The 16,508-nt window shown below is 68.4% G+C and carries 14 protein-coding genes; 10 read left to right on the top strand and 4 right to left on the bottom strand.

All coding sequences use genetic code 11. From position 1 onward, the window contains the following. Nucleotides 1–72: 72 nt before the first annotated feature. From AC1DDH_RS06965 to AC1DDH_RS06945, 5 genes are all read left to right on the top strand, one after another. Nucleotides 73–426 carry a TraR/DksA family transcriptional regulator gene (locus AC1DDH_RS06965; protein ID WP_476850934.1) on the top strand — a complete coding sequence of 118 codons (354 nt, stop codon included), beginning with the start codon at nt 73–75 and terminating at the stop codon, nt 424–426. Continuing rightward, on the top strand, nt 423–1,211 hold the full coding sequence (locus AC1DDH_RS06960) for a M50 family metallopeptidase (RefSeq protein WP_476850935.1): 789 nt from the start codon (nt 423–425) through the stop codon (nt 1,209–1,211). Before AC1DDH_RS06965 ends, AC1DDH_RS06960 begins: the two co-directional genes overlap by 4 nt. Nucleotides 1,212–1,220: 9 nt before the next feature. Continuing rightward, nucleotides 1,221–2,288 carry a glutathione S-transferase family protein gene (locus AC1DDH_RS06955; protein WP_476850936.1) on the top strand — a complete coding sequence of 356 codons (1,068 nt, stop codon included), beginning with the start codon at nt 1,221–1,223 and terminating at the stop codon, nt 2,286–2,288. Nucleotides 2,289–2,341: 53 nt separating this feature from the next. Further along, nucleotides 2,342–3,466 carry a serine hydrolase domain-containing protein gene (locus AC1DDH_RS06950; protein WP_476955116.1) on the top strand — a complete coding sequence of 375 codons (1,125 nt, stop codon included), beginning with the start codon at nt 2,342–2,344 and terminating at the stop codon, nt 3,464–3,466. Between the two features lie 82 nt (nt 3,467–3,548). Then, nucleotides 3,549–4,712 carry an FUSC family protein gene (locus AC1DDH_RS06945; RefSeq protein WP_476850938.1) on the top strand — a complete coding sequence of 388 codons (1,164 nt, stop codon included), beginning with the start codon at nt 3,549–3,551 and terminating at the stop codon, nt 4,710–4,712. 98 nt (nt 4,713–4,810) lie between these two features. Here AC1DDH_RS06945 and AC1DDH_RS06940 read toward each other — a convergent pair whose 3' ends face one another. Genes AC1DDH_RS06940 through AC1DDH_RS06930 form a run of 3 tightly spaced genes read right to left on the bottom strand, consistent with a single transcriptional unit; the run spans nt 4,811 to nt 8,458 of the window. Beyond that, entirely contained in the window at nt 4,811–5,725 is a 915-nt protein-coding gene (locus AC1DDH_RS06940) for a MaoC family dehydratase (RefSeq protein WP_476955115.1), read from the bottom strand. Beyond that, nucleotides 5,722–7,062 (bottom strand): 3-oxoacyl-ACP reductase, encoded by a 1,341-nt coding sequence (locus tag AC1DDH_RS06935; RefSeq protein ID WP_476955114.1) that lies wholly within the window; start codon nt 7,060–7,062, stop codon nt 5,722–5,724. Before AC1DDH_RS06935 ends, AC1DDH_RS06940 begins: the two co-directional genes overlap by 4 nt. A gap of 10 nt (nt 7,063–7,072) precedes the next feature. Continuing rightward, nucleotides 7,073–8,458: an acetyl-CoA C-acetyltransferase gene (locus tag AC1DDH_RS06930; RefSeq protein ID WP_476955113.1), complete on the bottom strand. Its 1,386-nt coding sequence runs from the start codon at nt 8,456–8,458 to the stop codon at nt 7,073–7,075. Between the two features lie 61 nt (nt 8,459–8,519). On the opposite strand from AC1DDH_RS06930, the gene AC1DDH_RS06925 reads away from it, so the two are divergent. Together AC1DDH_RS06925 and AC1DDH_RS06920 are read left to right on the top strand one after the other, a co-directional pair. Continuing rightward, complete coding sequence (locus AC1DDH_RS06925; RefSeq protein ID WP_476855897.1) at nt 8,520–9,260, top strand: TetR family transcriptional regulator; 741 nt, start codon at nt 8,520–8,522, stop codon at nt 9,258–9,260. A gap of 75 nt (nt 9,261–9,335) precedes the next feature. Next, a complete protein-coding gene (locus AC1DDH_RS06920) occupies nt 9,336–11,516 on the top strand; it encodes an acyl-CoA dehydrogenase family protein (RefSeq protein WP_476955112.1) in 2,181 nt (726 codons plus the stop codon). Nucleotides 11,517–11,641: 125 nt separating this feature from the next. Here AC1DDH_RS06920 and glgA read toward each other — a convergent pair whose 3' ends face one another. Continuing rightward, a complete protein-coding gene (gene glgA / locus AC1DDH_RS06915) occupies nt 11,642–12,847 on the bottom strand; it encodes a glycogen synthase (RefSeq protein ID WP_476850944.1) in 1,206 nt (401 codons plus the stop codon). A 102-nt stretch (nt 12,848–12,949) separates the two neighbouring features. Here glgA and glgC point away from each other — a divergent pair, with 102 nt between their 5' ends. The 3 genes from glgC (at nt 12,950) to AC1DDH_RS06900 (ending at nt 16,499) form a co-directional block, all read left to right on the top strand. After that, entirely contained in the window at nt 12,950–14,365 is a 1,416-nt protein-coding gene (gene glgC / locus AC1DDH_RS06910) for a glucose-1-phosphate adenylyltransferase (RefSeq protein ID WP_476955111.1), read from the top strand. A gap of 61 nt (nt 14,366–14,426) precedes the next feature. Further along, complete coding sequence (locus AC1DDH_RS06905; protein WP_476886559.1) at nt 14,427–15,935, top strand: SDR family NAD(P)-dependent oxidoreductase; 1,509 nt, start codon at nt 14,427–14,429, stop codon at nt 15,933–15,935. 96 nt (nt 15,936–16,031) lie between these two features. Beyond that, the gene (locus AC1DDH_RS06900) at nt 16,032–16,499 is read left to right on the top strand and encodes a pyridoxamine 5'-phosphate oxidase family protein (protein WP_079549614.1); all 468 of its coding nucleotides are present in this window, start codon (nt 16,032–16,034) and stop codon (nt 16,497–16,499) included. Nucleotides 16,500–16,508: the final 9 nt, after the last annotated feature.

Genomic DNA, 16,508 nt, shown 5'->3' with positions numbered 1-16,508 from the left:
CGGCTCCCGGCGCGGACGGCTCCTTCGGCCCGTTTAGGCGCCCCCGCAGCGGCCGCGCTAGCCTTGAAGCCTATGGTTGACGTCGAACGGTTCCGGATCCTCCTGCGCGAGGAACGTGACCGGAAGCTTGCCCTCCTGCCCGCCCTCCGCCGGGACATCACCTCGGTCAATGCCGCCCGCCTCGACTCCAACGTCGACGACGAACACGACCCCGAGGGCACAACGATCGCCTTCGAACTATCCCAGGCCTCCGCGCTCCTGGAACAGAGCAGGGCTTCCCTGCTGCAGATCGATGCCGCTCTCGCGCGGATGGACGAGGGCACCTACGGAATCTGCGCTGTATGCGCCACCCCGATCCCCGAGGACCGGCTGGAGGCCAGGCCCTGGACCGCGTACTGCATCGCGCATGCCTCGGGCAGGGCATGACCCCGCCCGGCCTGCTGGGGGAACCGAACCTGGCCCTGACATGGTGGGAGCGGATCGTTGCCGGATTCACCCACGCCCCCAGCCCGCATGTGAGCAGTATTGAGCTCGTTGCGGTGGTCCTGCTGGCAGTGGCCGTCTCCCTGCCCCGCCTGTCCTGGCGCTACTTTGGCCTGCTCGCCACCGTGACCCACGAACTCGGCCACGCGTTTGCCGCCCTTACCACCGGCCAGCGGCTCGGAGGCATCCGGCTGGGCCTGGACCACTCCGGCACCACCACGACGTACAGCAGGAGCCGCCTCTCCGCCGCCTGGTCGACGTTCTGGGGCTACCCCGTGCCGGCCGTCGTCGGGGCGGCGATGGTCTGGTGCGGTTTCAACGGCTGGGGGCCGGCCGCGATGTCGGTGGGCACGCTCATCCTCCTGGCATCCTTCCTGTTCCTCCGCAACGGCGTGGGCCTCCTCATCACCGCCGCCGCCGTACTGGCCTCGGCGCTCCTGGTGCTGTTCGTGCCGCCGGTATTCAACGGCCACGTGATGATCGTGCTGGGCCTGGCGCTACTGGTCGCTGCCGTCAGGGACCTCGGCAAACTGGCCAACGTCCATTTGCGGCACCGGGACAGGCTCCCGACGTCGGACGCCTATCTGCTGGCCCGGGCCACCTCCATCCCCGCCGCGGTGTGGATTGCCCTCTTCGCCGTGGTTGTGGCCGGGGCATGGTGGTTTGCCTGGCAGCCGATGGCGCCCGTGTTCACGGCCGCGTTCGGGCCGTTCCCTTCCCGGCCTTAGGCTGGGACCATGAGCCTGAGTACCCACACCGACGATCCGGGATTCAGCACCAAGGGCGCGTATGTGACCGGCGGCGAGGAATTCACCCGGGATACCAACTACATTGAGGACCGGATCACCCGGGACGGTGCCACGGGCGCCCACGGCGAACCCGGCTGGCCCGTGGAACCTGGCCGCTACCGCCTCATCGCAGCGCGCGCCTGCCCCTGGGCCAACCGCACGGTGATCGTGCGCCGGCTCCTCGGCCTGGAGGCGGTCATCTCGCTCGGCCAACCCGGCCCCACCCACGACGCCCGGTCCTGGACCTTCGACCTCGACCCGGACGGCAGGGATCCCGTCCTCGGAATCGAACGCATCCAGGACGCCTACTTCCGCCGCTTCCCCGACTACCCCCGCGGGATCACCGTCCCGGCGATCGTGGACGTCCCCAGCGGGCAGGTAGTCACCAACAATTTCCCCCAGATCACGCTCGACTTTTCCACGGAGTGGACCCAGTACCACCGCGCCGGCGCGCCGGAGCTGTACCCGGAGCACCTGAGGGAAGAAATAGACGCCGTCAACAAGCGTGTCTTCACCGAGGTGAACAACGGCGTCTACCGCTGCGGCTTTGCCGGTTCCCAGGAGGCCTACAACGCCGCCTACGATCGGCTCTGGACGGCCCTGGACTGGCTCGAGGAACGCCTGGCGGGCCAGCGGTACCTGGTCGGCGACACGATCACGGAGGCCGACGTCCGGCTCTTCACCACACTGGCCCGCTTCGACGCCGTCTACCACGGGCACTTCAAGTGCAACCGGCAAAAGCTCAGCGAAATGCCGGTGCTGTGGGCCTATGCACGGGACCTCTTCCAGACCCCCGGCTTCGGCGACACCACCGACTTTGTGCAGATCAAGCAGCACTACTACATCGTGCATGAGGACATCAACCCCACCGGAATCGTCCCGCGCGGGCCGGAACTGGGCAGCTGGCTCACCGGGCACGGCCGCGAAGAACTCGGCGGCCGGCCGTTCGGCGACGGCACACCCCCGGGACCGGTCCGGGCCGGCGAAGAGGTTGCCCCGGGACACGGCGCAGCCTGAAGCCGCCGGCGCCCGGGACGGCCGTTAGGGTGTTGGTCATGAATATGGGGTCCATGGAACACGCAGCGCAGTCCCTCTCGGCCGGCTTTGCCACCCGGGAGTTCGCCGAGGTGCGTGAGCTCTTCGACTCCTTCCTTTCCGAGGACCAGGACTACAGCGCGCAATTGGCCGTCTACCGTTTGGGAACGAAGGTGGTGGACCTCCGCGGCGGCCCGGGGTTCGCTGCCGGCGACATCACGGGCACGTACTCGTGTTCCAAGGGCGCCGCCGCCATGGTCATCGCCGTCCTCGTCCAGGACAACCTTCTCGATCTGGACCGGACCGTCGCGTCCTATTGGCCGGAGTTCGGCGTCCACGGCAAGGATCTGCTCACCGTCCGGCAGGCGCTGTCCCACCAGGCCGGGCTGCCCGGCGTCGCCGGCGGGTTCGCCCTGGCCGACTTCACCGAACCCGAGGCGGCCCGCTGTCTCGCGGCCTCAGCGCCGCTGTGGCCGCCGGGCACGGCTTTCGGCTATCACGCCCTGACCATCGGGATCCTCATGGAGGAACTCTGCCGCCGCACCGCCGGAGTGCCGCTCCAGCGGCTCTACGACGAGCGTATCCGCCGCCCGCGGGGCATCGACTTCTTCCTGGGCCTGCCCGAGGACCAGGAACCGCGGTACCGCGAGGTGCTCTACGACCCTGACCCGGCCCAGCCGTGGCTGGACCCGCTCAGCCTCGACGGCCTGAACAGCAACGCGCCGGTCAGCACCATCATGGAACTGCCCAACCACCGCGTCGTCCGTGCCGCGGGAATGAGCAGCGCCGGCGGCGTGGGCTCGGCCGACGGACTGGCCAGACTCTACGCCGCCGCCACGACCGGGGTGGACGGCGGTCCCGCGTTCCTGAGCCCGGCCACCATCGAACTCATGGCCGCTGAGCAGGTGTGGGGACTGGACCGGTGCTCCGGGCAGGACAACGCCTTTGCCGTCGTGTTCATGAAACCCCAGCCGGGGCGGAACTTCGGCAGCCACCTGGCCTTCGGACACGAGGGCGCCAACGCGGCCCTCGGCTTCGCGGATCCCGGTTACGGGCTCGGATTCGGGTACGTGCCGCGCCGCAGCGAAGAAGGCCGGACCAGCGGCCGGGCCCAGCGGTTGTCCGCGGCAGTGCGGCGGGCCGCCCGCGCCGCGTCCTGACCGGCCCCCTGCAGGCTCCTGCGGCGCCGCAGCAGGTTCGTCCATTTGTAGCAGCAACCACGCGGCCCTAGGGTGAGCCGGGATGGTCACTCCAGAAAAGACAACAGACAAGCCGCCCTCCTGGCTGCGCATACGGGCCCATGGCGCGGCCAGCGGCGTCGCGGCGGCGCTCGTGTGGCCGCGGCTCCAGCTGGCTCTGAAGGCGGCGCTGGCAGCGGGCATTGCTTTCGCGATCGCGCCCTTCATGCCGGGCTCCGCCGCTGACTACCCCTACTACGCCCCGCTCGGCGCCCTGGTGGCCATGTACGAGAACGTTGCCGGTTCCATGCGCCAGGGCCTGCAGGCGCTGGTCGGTCTGGCGATCGGGGTGGGACTGGCGTTCATGCTTTTCAGCCTCGGCTCGCCGTCGCCGTGGACGGTCGCGGTGGTCATGGGACTGGGCGTTATCCTCGCCGGCCTGCCCAAGATCGGTTCGGGCCGGGACTGGATCCCGACGGCGGCCCTGCTGGTACTGCTGGTGGGCGGCCACAACCCGGACTCGTTCTCGTTCGGGTACCTTTTCCAGATGGCGGTCGGCGTCACGGTGGGCATCGTCGTGAATCTGTTGGTCTTCCCGCCGCTGCATTTCCGGGCGGCGGCCCTGAGCATCGTGGAATTGCGCCAGGCGCTCGCCCAGCAGCTCTGGGACATGGGCAAGGCGCTCAAGGAGAGCTGGCCGCCGGAGCATGTTGACTGGTCCCGCCGCTCGGAAGCGCTCGCGGCGCACGCCCGCTCAGTGCGGCTCGCCGTCGAGAAAGCTGACGCCAGCCGCCGGGCCAATCCCCGCCGCCGGCTGCATCCGCGCGACATCACCCTCGACTACCGCAACCTGCGGGATCTGGAGCGGCTCACATTCCACGTCCAGGACGTCACCCAGGTGCTCTCCGACGTCATCTGGGCCGAGGACACCCCGTTCGTGATTCCGGACGAATACGCGGCACCCCTCGGTGACGCCATGTCCGCCGTCGGCGACGTGCTGCGAGCCACGGAGGAGGACAACCCGGATCGCCAGGCCGAGCTGGCCCGCACCGCCGACGCGGCGATCAACGAGCTCACCGCCAGGCTTGGCTCGGTGCCGCACACCCACGACGCCCCCAGCGCGGTGGAATCCATTCTCTTGAGCATGCACCGCATGCTGCGGGTGGCGAAGCCCGGCCGGCCGGAAGAGCAACCGGCGGACCCGTCCGAAACCCCGTCCGCAACCTAAGCAACCGGCAGGCACAACGACGGCGGCTCCCGCCGGGGTAACCCCACAGCGGATGCCGCCGTCGGACTGTCTGTCCTGCCCGGCTATGGCAGTACCGGTTAGTCCAGGGCGGCGACCGATCCGCTGAAGTGCCGGCGACCGGACAGCGGGTTCCACGCCACGTAGTCCGAACGCCGCCAGCCGCCGCCCTCGGTCTGGACGGTGCTGATGTCCAGCGCCACCCGGGCGGGCAGGAACACGGGCGCCTCGAAGGCCACCTCCCAGCTGAACGCGTCGCCTTTGACGGCACCGACGTCGGCCAGTGCCCGCGACGCGAGGTACATGCCGTGGGCAAGGGACCGCCGCTGCCCGAGGGCCTTGGCGGTCAGGACGCTCAGGTGGATGGGGTTGAAGTCTCCGGAGACAGCCGCGTAGGCACGCCCGGTATCGACGCCCAGCTGCCACAGGGCCGTGGGATCCGGCACGGAGAACGGCGACGGCGGCACGGCCACCGAGGCCTTGTCGATCCCCGGGAGGAACACCCCCTTGGCCAGGTAGGTCGAAACCCCGCGCCAGAGGACCTCTTCCTGCCCGGCGGCGCGCACCTCCGCGACGACATCGAGCTGCGTACCGGCGCGGTGCCCCCGCAGGTTCTCCACGCGGGTCCGGATGTCCAGGGCCTCCGTGAACAGGACCGGCCCGGACTGCACCACCCTGTTCGTCAGGTGGATCATGCCCAGCAGGGGCAGCGGGAAATCGTCCCGGTTCATCACTCTCATGGCCAGCGGAAAGGCCAGGGCATGAATGAAGCCCGCAGGCAGGATATCGCTCGCGGTCTCGCCGATCAGGTGCTGATACGCCGTCAGATTGGCGACGTCGGCCCGCATGCCACGGACCTCGTGGATGTAGGCGGGCAGTTCGGTGCCGCCGTGGGTGCCCAGGACCCGGCGCCGTGCCGCGGCGGCGGCCGCGTTCACGTAGAGCTTGGACAGGGCGGGCATCTCGCCCAGGATGACGGTCTGGAAACCGTTCATGCGCCGACCAGGTTCTGCCCGCAGACGCGCAGCACCTCCCCGGAAATCCCGCCCGCGGCGTCGCTGGCCAGGAACGCGATGGCCTCGGCGACGTCGCCCGGCCGGCCGCCCTGCTGCAGGGAGTTGAGCCGGCGCGCCACTTCGCGAGTGGCGAACGGGATCTTGGCAGTCATCTCGGTTTCAATGAACCCCGGAGCCACGGCGTTGATGGAGCCGCCGCGCTCGCCGATGAGAGGCGCCGTGGCGCGGACCATGCCGATCACGCCGGCCTTGGACGCGGCATAGTTGGTCTGGCCGCGGTTTCCGGCGATCCCGCTGGTGGAGGCCACGGACACGATCCGGGGCGAGTCCTGGAAGTGCTCCGAGGCCAGGAGGGCCTCATTGATCCGCAGCTGCGCGGCGATGTTGACGGCGAGCACGGAGTTCCAGCGGCCAGCGTCCATGTTGGCCAGGAGCTTGTCCCGGGTGATCCCTGCGTTGTGGATCATGATGTCCAGCCGGCCGTGCCGTGCCGCGGCGTGGCCGATGATCCGCTGGCCGGCGTCGTCGCGGCTGATGTCCAGCTGCAGGGCCGTCCCATGGACCTCGTTGGCCACTGCCGCCAGATGCTCTCCCGCAGCCGGAATGTCGACGAGGATGAGTGTGGCGCCGTCGCGGTAGAGGGTGCGGGCAATCGCGGCCCCAATGCCGCGCGCGGCGCCGGTCACGACGGCCACCTTGCCGGCCAGCGGCTTCTCGACGTCGTCGGGCAGCTGGCCGGCGCCGGAGCTGACGGTCAGGAACTGCCCGTCCACGAACGCCGAGCGGCCCGAGAGGAAGAACCTTACAGCCCCCAGTGTTGCCGGGCTCGTGGTCCGGGCGCCGTCGGCGAGCAGGATGCCGTTGCCGGTGGCGCCGGCACGGAGTTCCTTCGCCAAAGACCGCAGGAGACCGTCCACGCCCTGCCTGGCAGCCGCCGTTGCCGGTTCCGTGGCCGAGCCCGCCGTGCGGGACACGGTGATGATGCGGGCGTTCGGGGCGAGGTCACGCAGCGACGCGGCGGCGGTGAGGACCGGTTTCTCAAAGTCGCCGGGGTGGGCCAGCTCGTCCAGCACCAGGATGATGGCGCCGAGCTTCTCCTTGGGTATCGCGTGGCGACGGACATCGAGGTTCCAGTCCAGCAGGGTGGCGGCGAGCTCGTCGGCGCCGCCGGTTGATCCCTGGACCAGGACCGGTCCGTCGATGAGGCGGCGGCCGGGCTCGTGCCGCCGGAGGACCACTGGCTGCGGGAGGCCGAGACGCTTGGCGAGGTCTTTGCCGAGTCCGTGGCTGACCAGCCGGGTGTACTTGTCGCTCATCCGGTTCTCCCTAGAGTGCTTCGAGGATTGCGACGACGCCCTGGCCGCCGGCGGCGCAAATGGACACGAGGCCGCGGGCCGGACGCCCGTTGACGTCGCCCTTTTCGTGCAGCATTTTCGCCAGCGAGGCCACGATCCTGCCACCCGTGGCCGCAAACGGGTGTCCGGCGGCCAGCGAGGAGCCATTGACGTTCAACTTGGCCCGGTCGATGCTGCCGAAGGCGCCGTCCAGGCCCAGGCGGGTGCGGCCGAATTCGTCGTCCTCCCACGCAGCGAGGGTGCTCAGCACCGTGCCGGCGAAAGCCTCGTGGATCTCAAAGAAATCGATGTCCGCGAGGCTGAGATTGTGGCGTGCGAGGAGCCGGGGCACCGCGAAGGCCGGGGCCATGAGCAGCCCGTCTTTGCCGTGGACAAAGTCGACGGCGGCAGCCTCGCCGTCGATCACCGCGGCGAGCTTGGGGAGGTCGTGGGCGTCGGCCCATTCCTCGGACGCCAGCAGAACGGTGGAGGCGCCATCTGTCAGCGGGGTGGAATTGCCGGCCGTCATGGTCGCCTCGGCGCCCAGGTTCTTGCCGAAAACGGGCTTGAGGGTGGCCAGTTTCTCCGGGCTCGTGTCGGCGCGCAGGTTGGAGTCGCGGCTCAGTCCCCGGTAGGGGGTCAGGAGGTCATCGAAGAAGCCGGCGTCGTAGGCCGCGGCCAGGTTCCGGTGGCTGTTGAAGGCCAGCTCGTCCTGGGCCTCGCGGGTGATCTTCCACTGCGCCGTGGTCAGCGCCTGGTGCTCGCCCATCGACAGGCCGGTGCGCGGCTCCCCCGTGTTCGGGGCATCGGGCGCCAGATCCTTGGGACGGAGCCGGCTGAGGACCTGCAGTTTCCGGGACATCGTCTTGGCGCGGTTGAGGTCAAGGAGCACCTCGCGGAGTCCCTCGCTGACGGCGATGGGGGCGTCAGAGGCCGAGTCGACGCCGCCGGCGATCGCGGAATCGATCTGGCCCAGCTTGATCTTGTTCGCCAGGCCAAGCACCGTTTCCAGGCCGGTGGCGCAGGCCTGCTGGAGGTCATAGGCCGGGGTCTCGGCGGAGAGTGCCGAGCCGAGCACCGCTTCCCGGGTGAGGTTGAAATCCCGCGAGTGCTTGAGGACCGCCCCCGCAGCCACTTCCCCGATCCGCTCGTCCTGCAGGCCGAAGCGGGCGATCAGGCCATCCAGGGCGGCCGTGAGCATGTCCTGGTTGGAGGACTTCGTGTACGCGCCTCCGGTCCGGGCGAACGGGATGCGGTTGCCACCCACGACCACGGCCTTGCGGAGTTGCGCCGGGCCCGCGCTGGCGTGCTGTGTCTTCCCGGCGGCGGGTGCGGCGGCTGGCTGGGGGCGGGGCACTGACTGTCCGTTGACGGACATGGGCTGTCTCCTTCGATCAAAGCGATTACCGATACCCAGCGTACCTGATACGCTGGGTATCGTGAACATCCCCAAAGCCGCCGTGCCCGCCGGGCAGGCCGCCGTCGACGGCCGCGCTTCCCGCTGGCAGTCCCACCGCGAGGAACGGCGGCGGGAGCTGATCAAGTCCGCCCGGAAGGCGGTGCATGCCCTCGGCAGCGACGCATCCATGGAGGACATTGCCGCAGCCGCGGGAACGTCGAAGTCCGTGTTCTACCGCTATTTCGGCGACAAAGCCGGACTCCAGCAGGCCGTGGGCGAGGTGGTCCTGAGCCAGATGCAGCGGCGCATCCAGGAGGCGGCCCAGAGCGCCCAGACGCCCCGCGAAGGCCTGTTCGCAATGGTGTCCGCGTACCTGCAAATGGCCGAGACCAGCCCGAATGTCTACACGTTCGTGACGCGCCATGCTTCCGGCGAGGCCGAAACGGCCGGCCCGTCCATGTCCACGGCGGGAGCCTTGAGCCACTTCTTCGCCGCCATCAGCGACATGATTGCCCGGCCGATGCGCAGCCATCTGGGCGGCGGCCAGGACAAGGAAGCCGTGATCGGCTATTGGCCCAACGCCGCGATCGGCCTGGTCCGGAATGCCGGCGAACAGTGGCTCGCCAGCCCGCCCGGGCCGGCCAAGCCCGGCCAGGAGGCCATGGCGCGGCAGATCACGGATTGGCTCTGCTTCGGCATCGCCCCCGAGCTGCAGGCACCTCCTCCCGCAGAAGCAGCACAAACGGAACGAACAGACCCGGCAGGCCAGGGCGCGCCGTAGCAGCGGCACACCGGTCCCCGCCCGCGACCTGAACTGTCAGCACTAAAGATTGTCAGAACCACAGAAGGAAGCGACATGACTGAACTAGCCGACCGCACCACCGGCAACGCACCCCGGCGCCGGCCGCAACCACAACAGCCGGCGGCAACCACGGCAACCGGCCGTTCCGGCCAGCCCGGTACCCCTGAGGCGCCCGCCGTCGACGTCGCGGCCCTTGGCGAACAGCTGCTCGGCAAGTGGGCCGACATCCGGCTGAAGTCCAGGGGCCTCGCCGGCCGCCCGGAACTGCACAAGATCGAGGGCCAGACCCACACAGAACACCGCCGGCGCGTCTTCGGGCAGCTCAGGATCCTGGTGGACAACGGGGCCGTCCACCGCGCCTTCCCGGAGTCCGTGGGCGGCTCCGATGACCACGGCGGCAACGTGGCCGGCTTCCAGGAACTGGTCATCGCCGACCCGTCGCTGCAGATCAAGGCCGGCGTGCAGTGGGGCCTGTTCGGCTCCGCAGTGAACCACCTCGGCACCGCGGAACACCACGAGAAATGGCTGCCCGGCATCATGAGCCTGGAGATCCCGGGTTGCTTCGCCATGACCGAGACCGGGCACGGCTCCGACGTGGCCAGCATTGCCACCACCGCCACCTACGACCCCGCAGCCGGGGAGTTCGTGGTCCACACGCCGTTCCGGGCAGCGTGGAAGGACTACATCGGCAACGCCGCCACCGATGGCCTGGCCGCCGTCGTGTTCGCCCAACTGGTGACAAAGGGCGTCAACCACGGCGTGCACGCGTTCTACATGGACCTCCGGGACCCCGGGACCAAGGAGTTCCTGCCGGGCATCGGGGGCGAGGACGATGGGGTCAAGGGCGGCCTGAACGGCATCGACAACGGCCGGCTTCACTTCACCAACGTCCGGATCCCCCGCACCAACCTCCTGAACCGCTACGGCGACGTCGACCCCGAGGGCAACTACACGTCCCCCATCGCCAGCCCGGGCCGCCGCTTCTTCACCATGCTCGGCACGCTGGTCCAGGGCCGGGTCTCCCTCGACGGCGCCGCCGTGACGGCGTCGAAGCTGGCCCTGAAAACCGCCATCCAGTACGCCACCGAACGCCGGCAGTTCAATGCCTCCTCCCAGACCGACGAGGAAGTGCTGCTGGACTACCAGCGGCACCAGCGCCGGCTCTTCACCCGGCTGGCCACCACGTACGCCGCCAGCTTCGCCAGCGAGCAACTGCTGCAGAAATTCGACGATGTCTTCTCCGGCCGCCACGACACCGACCAGGACCGCCAGGACCTCGAAACCCTGGCCGCGGCCCTGAAGCCGCTGAGCACCTGGCACGCCCTGGATACGCTGCAGGAATGCCGCGAGGCCTGCGGTGGTGCCGGATTCCTGATTGAGAACCGGTTCGCCTCGCTCCGCGCCGACCTCGACGTCTACGCCACGTTCGAAGGCGACAACACCGTCCTGCTGCAGCTGGTCGCCAAGCGCCTGCTGGCGGACTACGCCAAGGAATTCCGCACCGTCAACGTCGGCGTGCTGGCCCGCTACGTCGTGGGCCAGGCCACCGGTGCGGCGATCCACCGCACCGGACTACGCGGCGTCGCCCAGTTCGTGGCCGACACCGGATCAGTGCAGAAGGCGGCGCTGGCGATCAAGGACGAAGCAAGCCAGCGGACCCTGCTTACGGACCGCGTCCAGACCATGGTCGCGGAGGTGGCCACGGCCCTCAAGGGCGCGAACAAGCTCCCGCAGCAGCAGGGCGCCGCCTTGTTCAACGCCCACCAGCACGAACTCATCGAGGCCGCCCAGGCCCATGCGGAGCTGCTGCAGTGGGAAGCCTTTACCGAGGCCCTCGGCAAGGTGACAGACCCGGGCACGCACAAAGTCCTGACGTGGCTGCGCGATCTCTTCGGCCTGTCCCTGATCGAGAAGAACCTGTCCTGGTACCTCATGAACGGCAGGCTGTCGATGCAGCGCGGACGCACTGTGGGCGAATACATCAACCGCCTGCTCGTGAAGATCCGTCCGCACGCCTTGGACCTGGTGGACGCGTTCGGGTACGGCCCGGAGCACCTCCGCGCTGAGATCTCCACCGGCGCGGAGAAGGTCCGCCAGGACGAGGCCCGGGACTACTTCCGCAAGCAGCGGGCCAGCGGCCAGGCGCCACTGGACGAAAAGATCCTGCTTGCCCGCGCCGTTCACGGCACAAAAGCTCACGGCACCAAGGCCCAGGGCACCAAGACCCGCGGCTGACCCAGTCGAAATGCGACGGCGGCGCCGCCCCCTCAGCCGGGGCGGCGTCGTCGTCGTAGTGCTGTGACTCTGTAGTGCAGTGACTCCGCGCTGCGGTGACGCTGTGGTGCTGTTCCGTCGCGGGGTCAGGAGCCCTGCTGGAGCACCGAGCGGTAGACCTCGAGCGTGGTCTCCGTGATGGATTCCCAGGAGAAGTGCTCCTCGGCCCGGCGCCGGCCGGCTTCGCCCATGGCGCGGGCCCGGGCAGGATCGGACACCACTTCGATGAGGGCCTCGGCAAAGTCGGTGACGAACTTCTCCGGGTCCAGAGGGATTCCGGTGCCGTCCGTGACCTGCTCGATCGGAACAAGCAGTCCGGTCTTGCCGTGCTCGACGACCTCCGGGATACCGCCGGTGGCGCTGGCCACCACAGCGGCACCGCACGCCATCGCCTCAAGGTTGACGATGCCCAGCGGTTCGTAGATGGACGGGCACGCGAACGCGGTCGCGTGGCTGAGCACCTGGATGACCTCGTTGCGGGGCAGCATCCGCTCGATCAGGATCACGCCGCTGCGCTGGCTCTGCAGCTCCTCGATCAGGCGTGCCGTCTCGGCCGCCAGTTCCGGGGTGTCCGCGGCACCGAGGCACAACACCAGCTGGACGTCGGCCGGGAGCTTGGCGGCGGCCCGCAACAGGTACGGCACGCCCTTCTGCCGGGTGTTCCGGCCCACAAAAACAACGCTGGGGCGCTCCGGATCGATTCCGAGCGGACGGATGATGTCATCAGCCTCGTCCCGGTTCCACTGGCTGACATCGATGCCGTTGTGGACCACCTTGACCTTGGCCGGGTCAACGTCCGGATAGCTGCGCAGGATGTCCTGGCGCATCCCTTCCGAGACCGCGATGATGGCGGCCGCGGCCTCGTAGGCGGTCTTTTCCACCCAGGAGGACACCGCGTAGCCGCCACCGAGCTGCTCGGCCTTCCACGGGCGCAGCGGCTCCAGGCTGTGCGCGCTGAGGACATGCGGGATGCCGTGGAGCAGCGACGCGATGTGTCCGGCCATGTTGGCATACCAAGTGTGGGAGTGGACCAGGTCCGCGCCGGCGATGTCCGGAACGATCCTCAGGTCCACCCCGAGGGTCTGGATGGCGGCGTTTGCAGAGCCCAGGTCTTCGGGCACGGGATACGACGTGACGGTCGCTCCGTGATACCCGGGCTCGCGGGGCGCGCCGAAGGCACGCACCTGAAGGTCCACGCGTTGGGCCAGCACTCGGCTGAGCTCGGCCACGTGGACCCCGGCGCCGCCGTAAATTTCCGGCGGGAATTCTTTGGTCACAATATCTATTCGCACATGCACCAAGGTAGTCGTTACGGTGGAACTGATCTAGTGTGAAGACGTTCGGGCATGCCGGACTGTATTGGGGAGTAACGAAGGCGTTCAGGAGCTATCACCATGCCGCATCAAAAGAGAGTTTTGGCAATTGTCCTCGCAGGTGGCGAGGGAAACCGGCTCATGCCGTTGACGGCGGACCGGGCCAAGCCTGGTGTCCCGTTTGCCGGAAGCTACCGGCTCATTGACTTTGCCCTTTCAAATCTTGTGAATTCCCGCTATCTGCAAATTGTGGTGTTGACGCAATACAAGTCCCACAGCCTTGACCGGCACATTTCCGAAACGTGGCGGATGTCCACCCAACTCGGCAACTATGTGGCCTCGGTTCCGGCCCAGCAGCGCGTCGGCAAGAGCTGGTTCCTCGGCAGCGCCAACGCCATTTATCAGTCGCTGAACCTCATTCACGACGCCAACCCCGACATCGTGGTCGTGGTCGGGGCAGACCACGTCTACCGGATGGACTTCTCCCAGATGGTGGCGCAGCACGTCGCGAGCGGGGCCAAGGCCACGGTCGCCGCGGTCCGCCAGCCGCTGCACATGGCGGACCAGTTCGGCGTGATCGAAACCGATGCGGACAACCCGGACAAAATTGCCGCGTTCGTGGAGAAGCCGTCGTCGACTCCCGGCCTCGCGGCCGACCCCAGCCAGTTCCTGGCCTCCATGGGCAATTACGTGTTCGACGCCGATGCCCTGATCGAAGCCCTCCACGTGGACGCCGAGCGCCTCGATACCAAGCACGACATGGGCGGGGACATCATTCCCTACTTCGTGAACCAAGGCGAGGCCGGTGTCTACGACTTCACCCTCAACGACATTCCCGGGTCCACCGAACGGGACCGCACCTACTGGCGCGACGTCGGCACCATCGATTCGTTCTACGACGCCCACATGGACCTGATCTCCCCCGTCCCGGTGTTTAACCTCTACAACTCCGAGTGGCCGATCTACACCCGCCAGACCATCTCCCCGCCGGCCAAGTTTGTCCGCGGCAAGTCCAACACCGTGGGCACGGCACTGGATTCCATCGTGGCCAGCGGCGTCGTCGTCTCCGGCGGCATCGTGGAGGGCTCCGTGCTCTCCAACGACGTCTACGTGGGCACCTCGAGCCGGGTCCTGGACTCGGTCTTGATGGACAAGGTCAATGTCGGCGAAGGCGCCGTGATCAAACGCGCCATCATCGACAAGAACGTCAAGATTCCGGCCGGGGCCACGATCGGGCTCGACCCCGAACTGGACCGAGCCCGCGGGTTCAAGGTCACCGACTCCGGAATCACGGTCCTGTCCAAGGGCCAGCACGTCCCGGACCCCAGCGACGCGGAAAGGGCGCTCTCCGCGGCCAACCTGCGCCTGGTGCCCGACGCCGTCCGGACCGCCACCGAGAACTGGCCCGAGCTGCGGGAGTCCGTGGACAAGGTTGCCGACGTGCAGGCCGCCGCTGTGGGCACAGACGCACCGGTCAAGCAGTCACCCACGGCATAGGCAGGCGGGGGCCCGGCAGGCACGTCCGGCCGGGCTCCCCGTACCCTGTAAAATTAGGGCAATGAGCTCCCCCGATCTGTCCTCCGACTTTCCCTCTGCCGAATCTGGTCTTGCCGGGTCTGATCTCGCCGGACTGACCCCGGAGGAAATCCAGGCCTGCCTGAAGGTCCTGAACACGATCCACGCCTATGACGAGGAGCACCCGGACTACGTCTCAGTGCGCCGCGCCACCGGGAAGATGTTCAAGGCCGTCAAGCGCCACCGGCGGGTCAGCAAGCGCGATGAGATCGCCGAGGCGGACCGCGCCGTGATCGCACAGACGGCGACGGCCGCCCCCGACAGGATCGACGACGAGACGCGCGGCAACAAGCTCGCCACGTCCGCCACCGGGGAAATCGCCGGCCACCTGATCAGGTCCCGGCCCTGCTACATCTGCAAGCAGCACTACACCCAGGTGGATGCCTTCTACCACCAGCTGTGCCCCGAGTGCGCCCTGTTCAGCCACAGCAAGCGCGACGCCCGCACCGATCTCACCGGCCGCAGGGCCCTCCTGACCGGCGGCCGGGCGAAGATCGGCATGTACATCGCGCTCCGGCTCCTCCGGGACGGTGCGCACACCACCATCACCACCCGGTTCCCGAAGGACGCCGCCCGCCGCTTCGCTGCGATGGAGGACAGCGCCGACTGGCTGCACCGGCTCCGGATCGTGGGCATCGACCTCCGTGACCCGTCCCAGGTGATGGCCCTGACGGATTCCCTGGATGCCGCCGGACCGCTGGACATCATCATCAACAACGCGGCCCAGACCGTGCGGCGCTCCGGCAACGCCTACAAGCCGCTCGTCGACGCCGAGGACGAGCCGCTGCCCGCCGCCCTCCAGGCTGCCAACGGGGGCCCGGAGCTCGTCACGTTCGGCCACGCCCACGACAAGCACCCGCTTGCCCTCGCCAGCAGCGTGCTCGACCATCCCGTGCTGGCCGGGGACGCGATCACGTCCCTGGCCCTGTCCACCGGGTCGGCGTCGCTGGAGCGGATTGCCTCCGGCACCGCGATCGACGCGGGCGGACTGGTCCCGGACCTCGCCACCATCAACAGCTGGACCCAGGTGCTGGACGAAGTGGACCCGCTGGAGATGCTCGAAGTGCAGTTGTGCAACGTGACGGCTCCGTTCCTTCTGGTCAGCCGGCTGCGGGGGGCCATGAAGCGCTCCACCGCGCGGCGGAAATACATCGTCAATGTCAGCGCCATGGAAGGCCAGTTCTCCCGCGCCTACAAGGGCCCCGGGCACCCGCACACGAACATGGCCAAGGCGGCGCTGAACATGATGACGCGAACCAGCGCCCAGGAAATGCTCGACGCCGACGGCATCCTCATGACGGCCGTGGACACCGGCTGGATCACGGACGAACGGCCGCACTACACCAAAGTCCGCCTCATGGAAGAGGGCTTCCACGCACCCCTGGACCTCGTTGACGGCGCCGCCCGCGTGTACGACCCCATCGTGATGGGCGAATCCGGCGAGGACCAGTACGGCGTGTTCCTCAAGGACTACAAGCCCAGTCCCTGGTGACCGGCGCCGGCGGGCCGCGGCATCCGTCACTTACGTGTCCGCTGCGGGACCTATGGCCCTAATCGGGGTCCGGGCCGGCCCGTAGTGTGGCTCGACATGGACTCAACCACGCCCTCGCCGGAATACTCGCTGACCATGGACCAGTGCTGGGCGCTGCTCGACACCGAAGTTGTGGGGCGCGTAGCGCTGATCGTAGACAACCATCCGGAGATCTTCCCGGTGAATTTCGTCCTCGAACGGCGGGCGATTGCCTTCCGCACCGCCGGCGGCACGAAGCTGTGGGGCGCGATCACAGGCAAGCCGGTTGCATTCGAGATCGACGGCTACGACGCCCGCGACGAGACGGCCTGGAGCGTAATGGCGCGCGGGGAAGCCGAGGTCATCGAGAGCCAGGAGGAGAAGGACGAAATTGACTCCCTGCTCCTGGAGCCCTGGCAGCCCGGCGAGAAGGCCTACTACGTGCGGGTGGCTCCCAAAGCCCTGACCGGACGACGCTTCAAGGTCAACCGGCCCGATGTGTGGACCACCCGGCTCGCGGATCCGCGCCGGGCCACCTTCGAATAGAACCCTCGG

Source organism: Arthrobacter sp. 10T425 (genome assembly GCF_056393985.1).
This window is presented reverse-complemented; position numbering and strand designations above follow the sequence as displayed.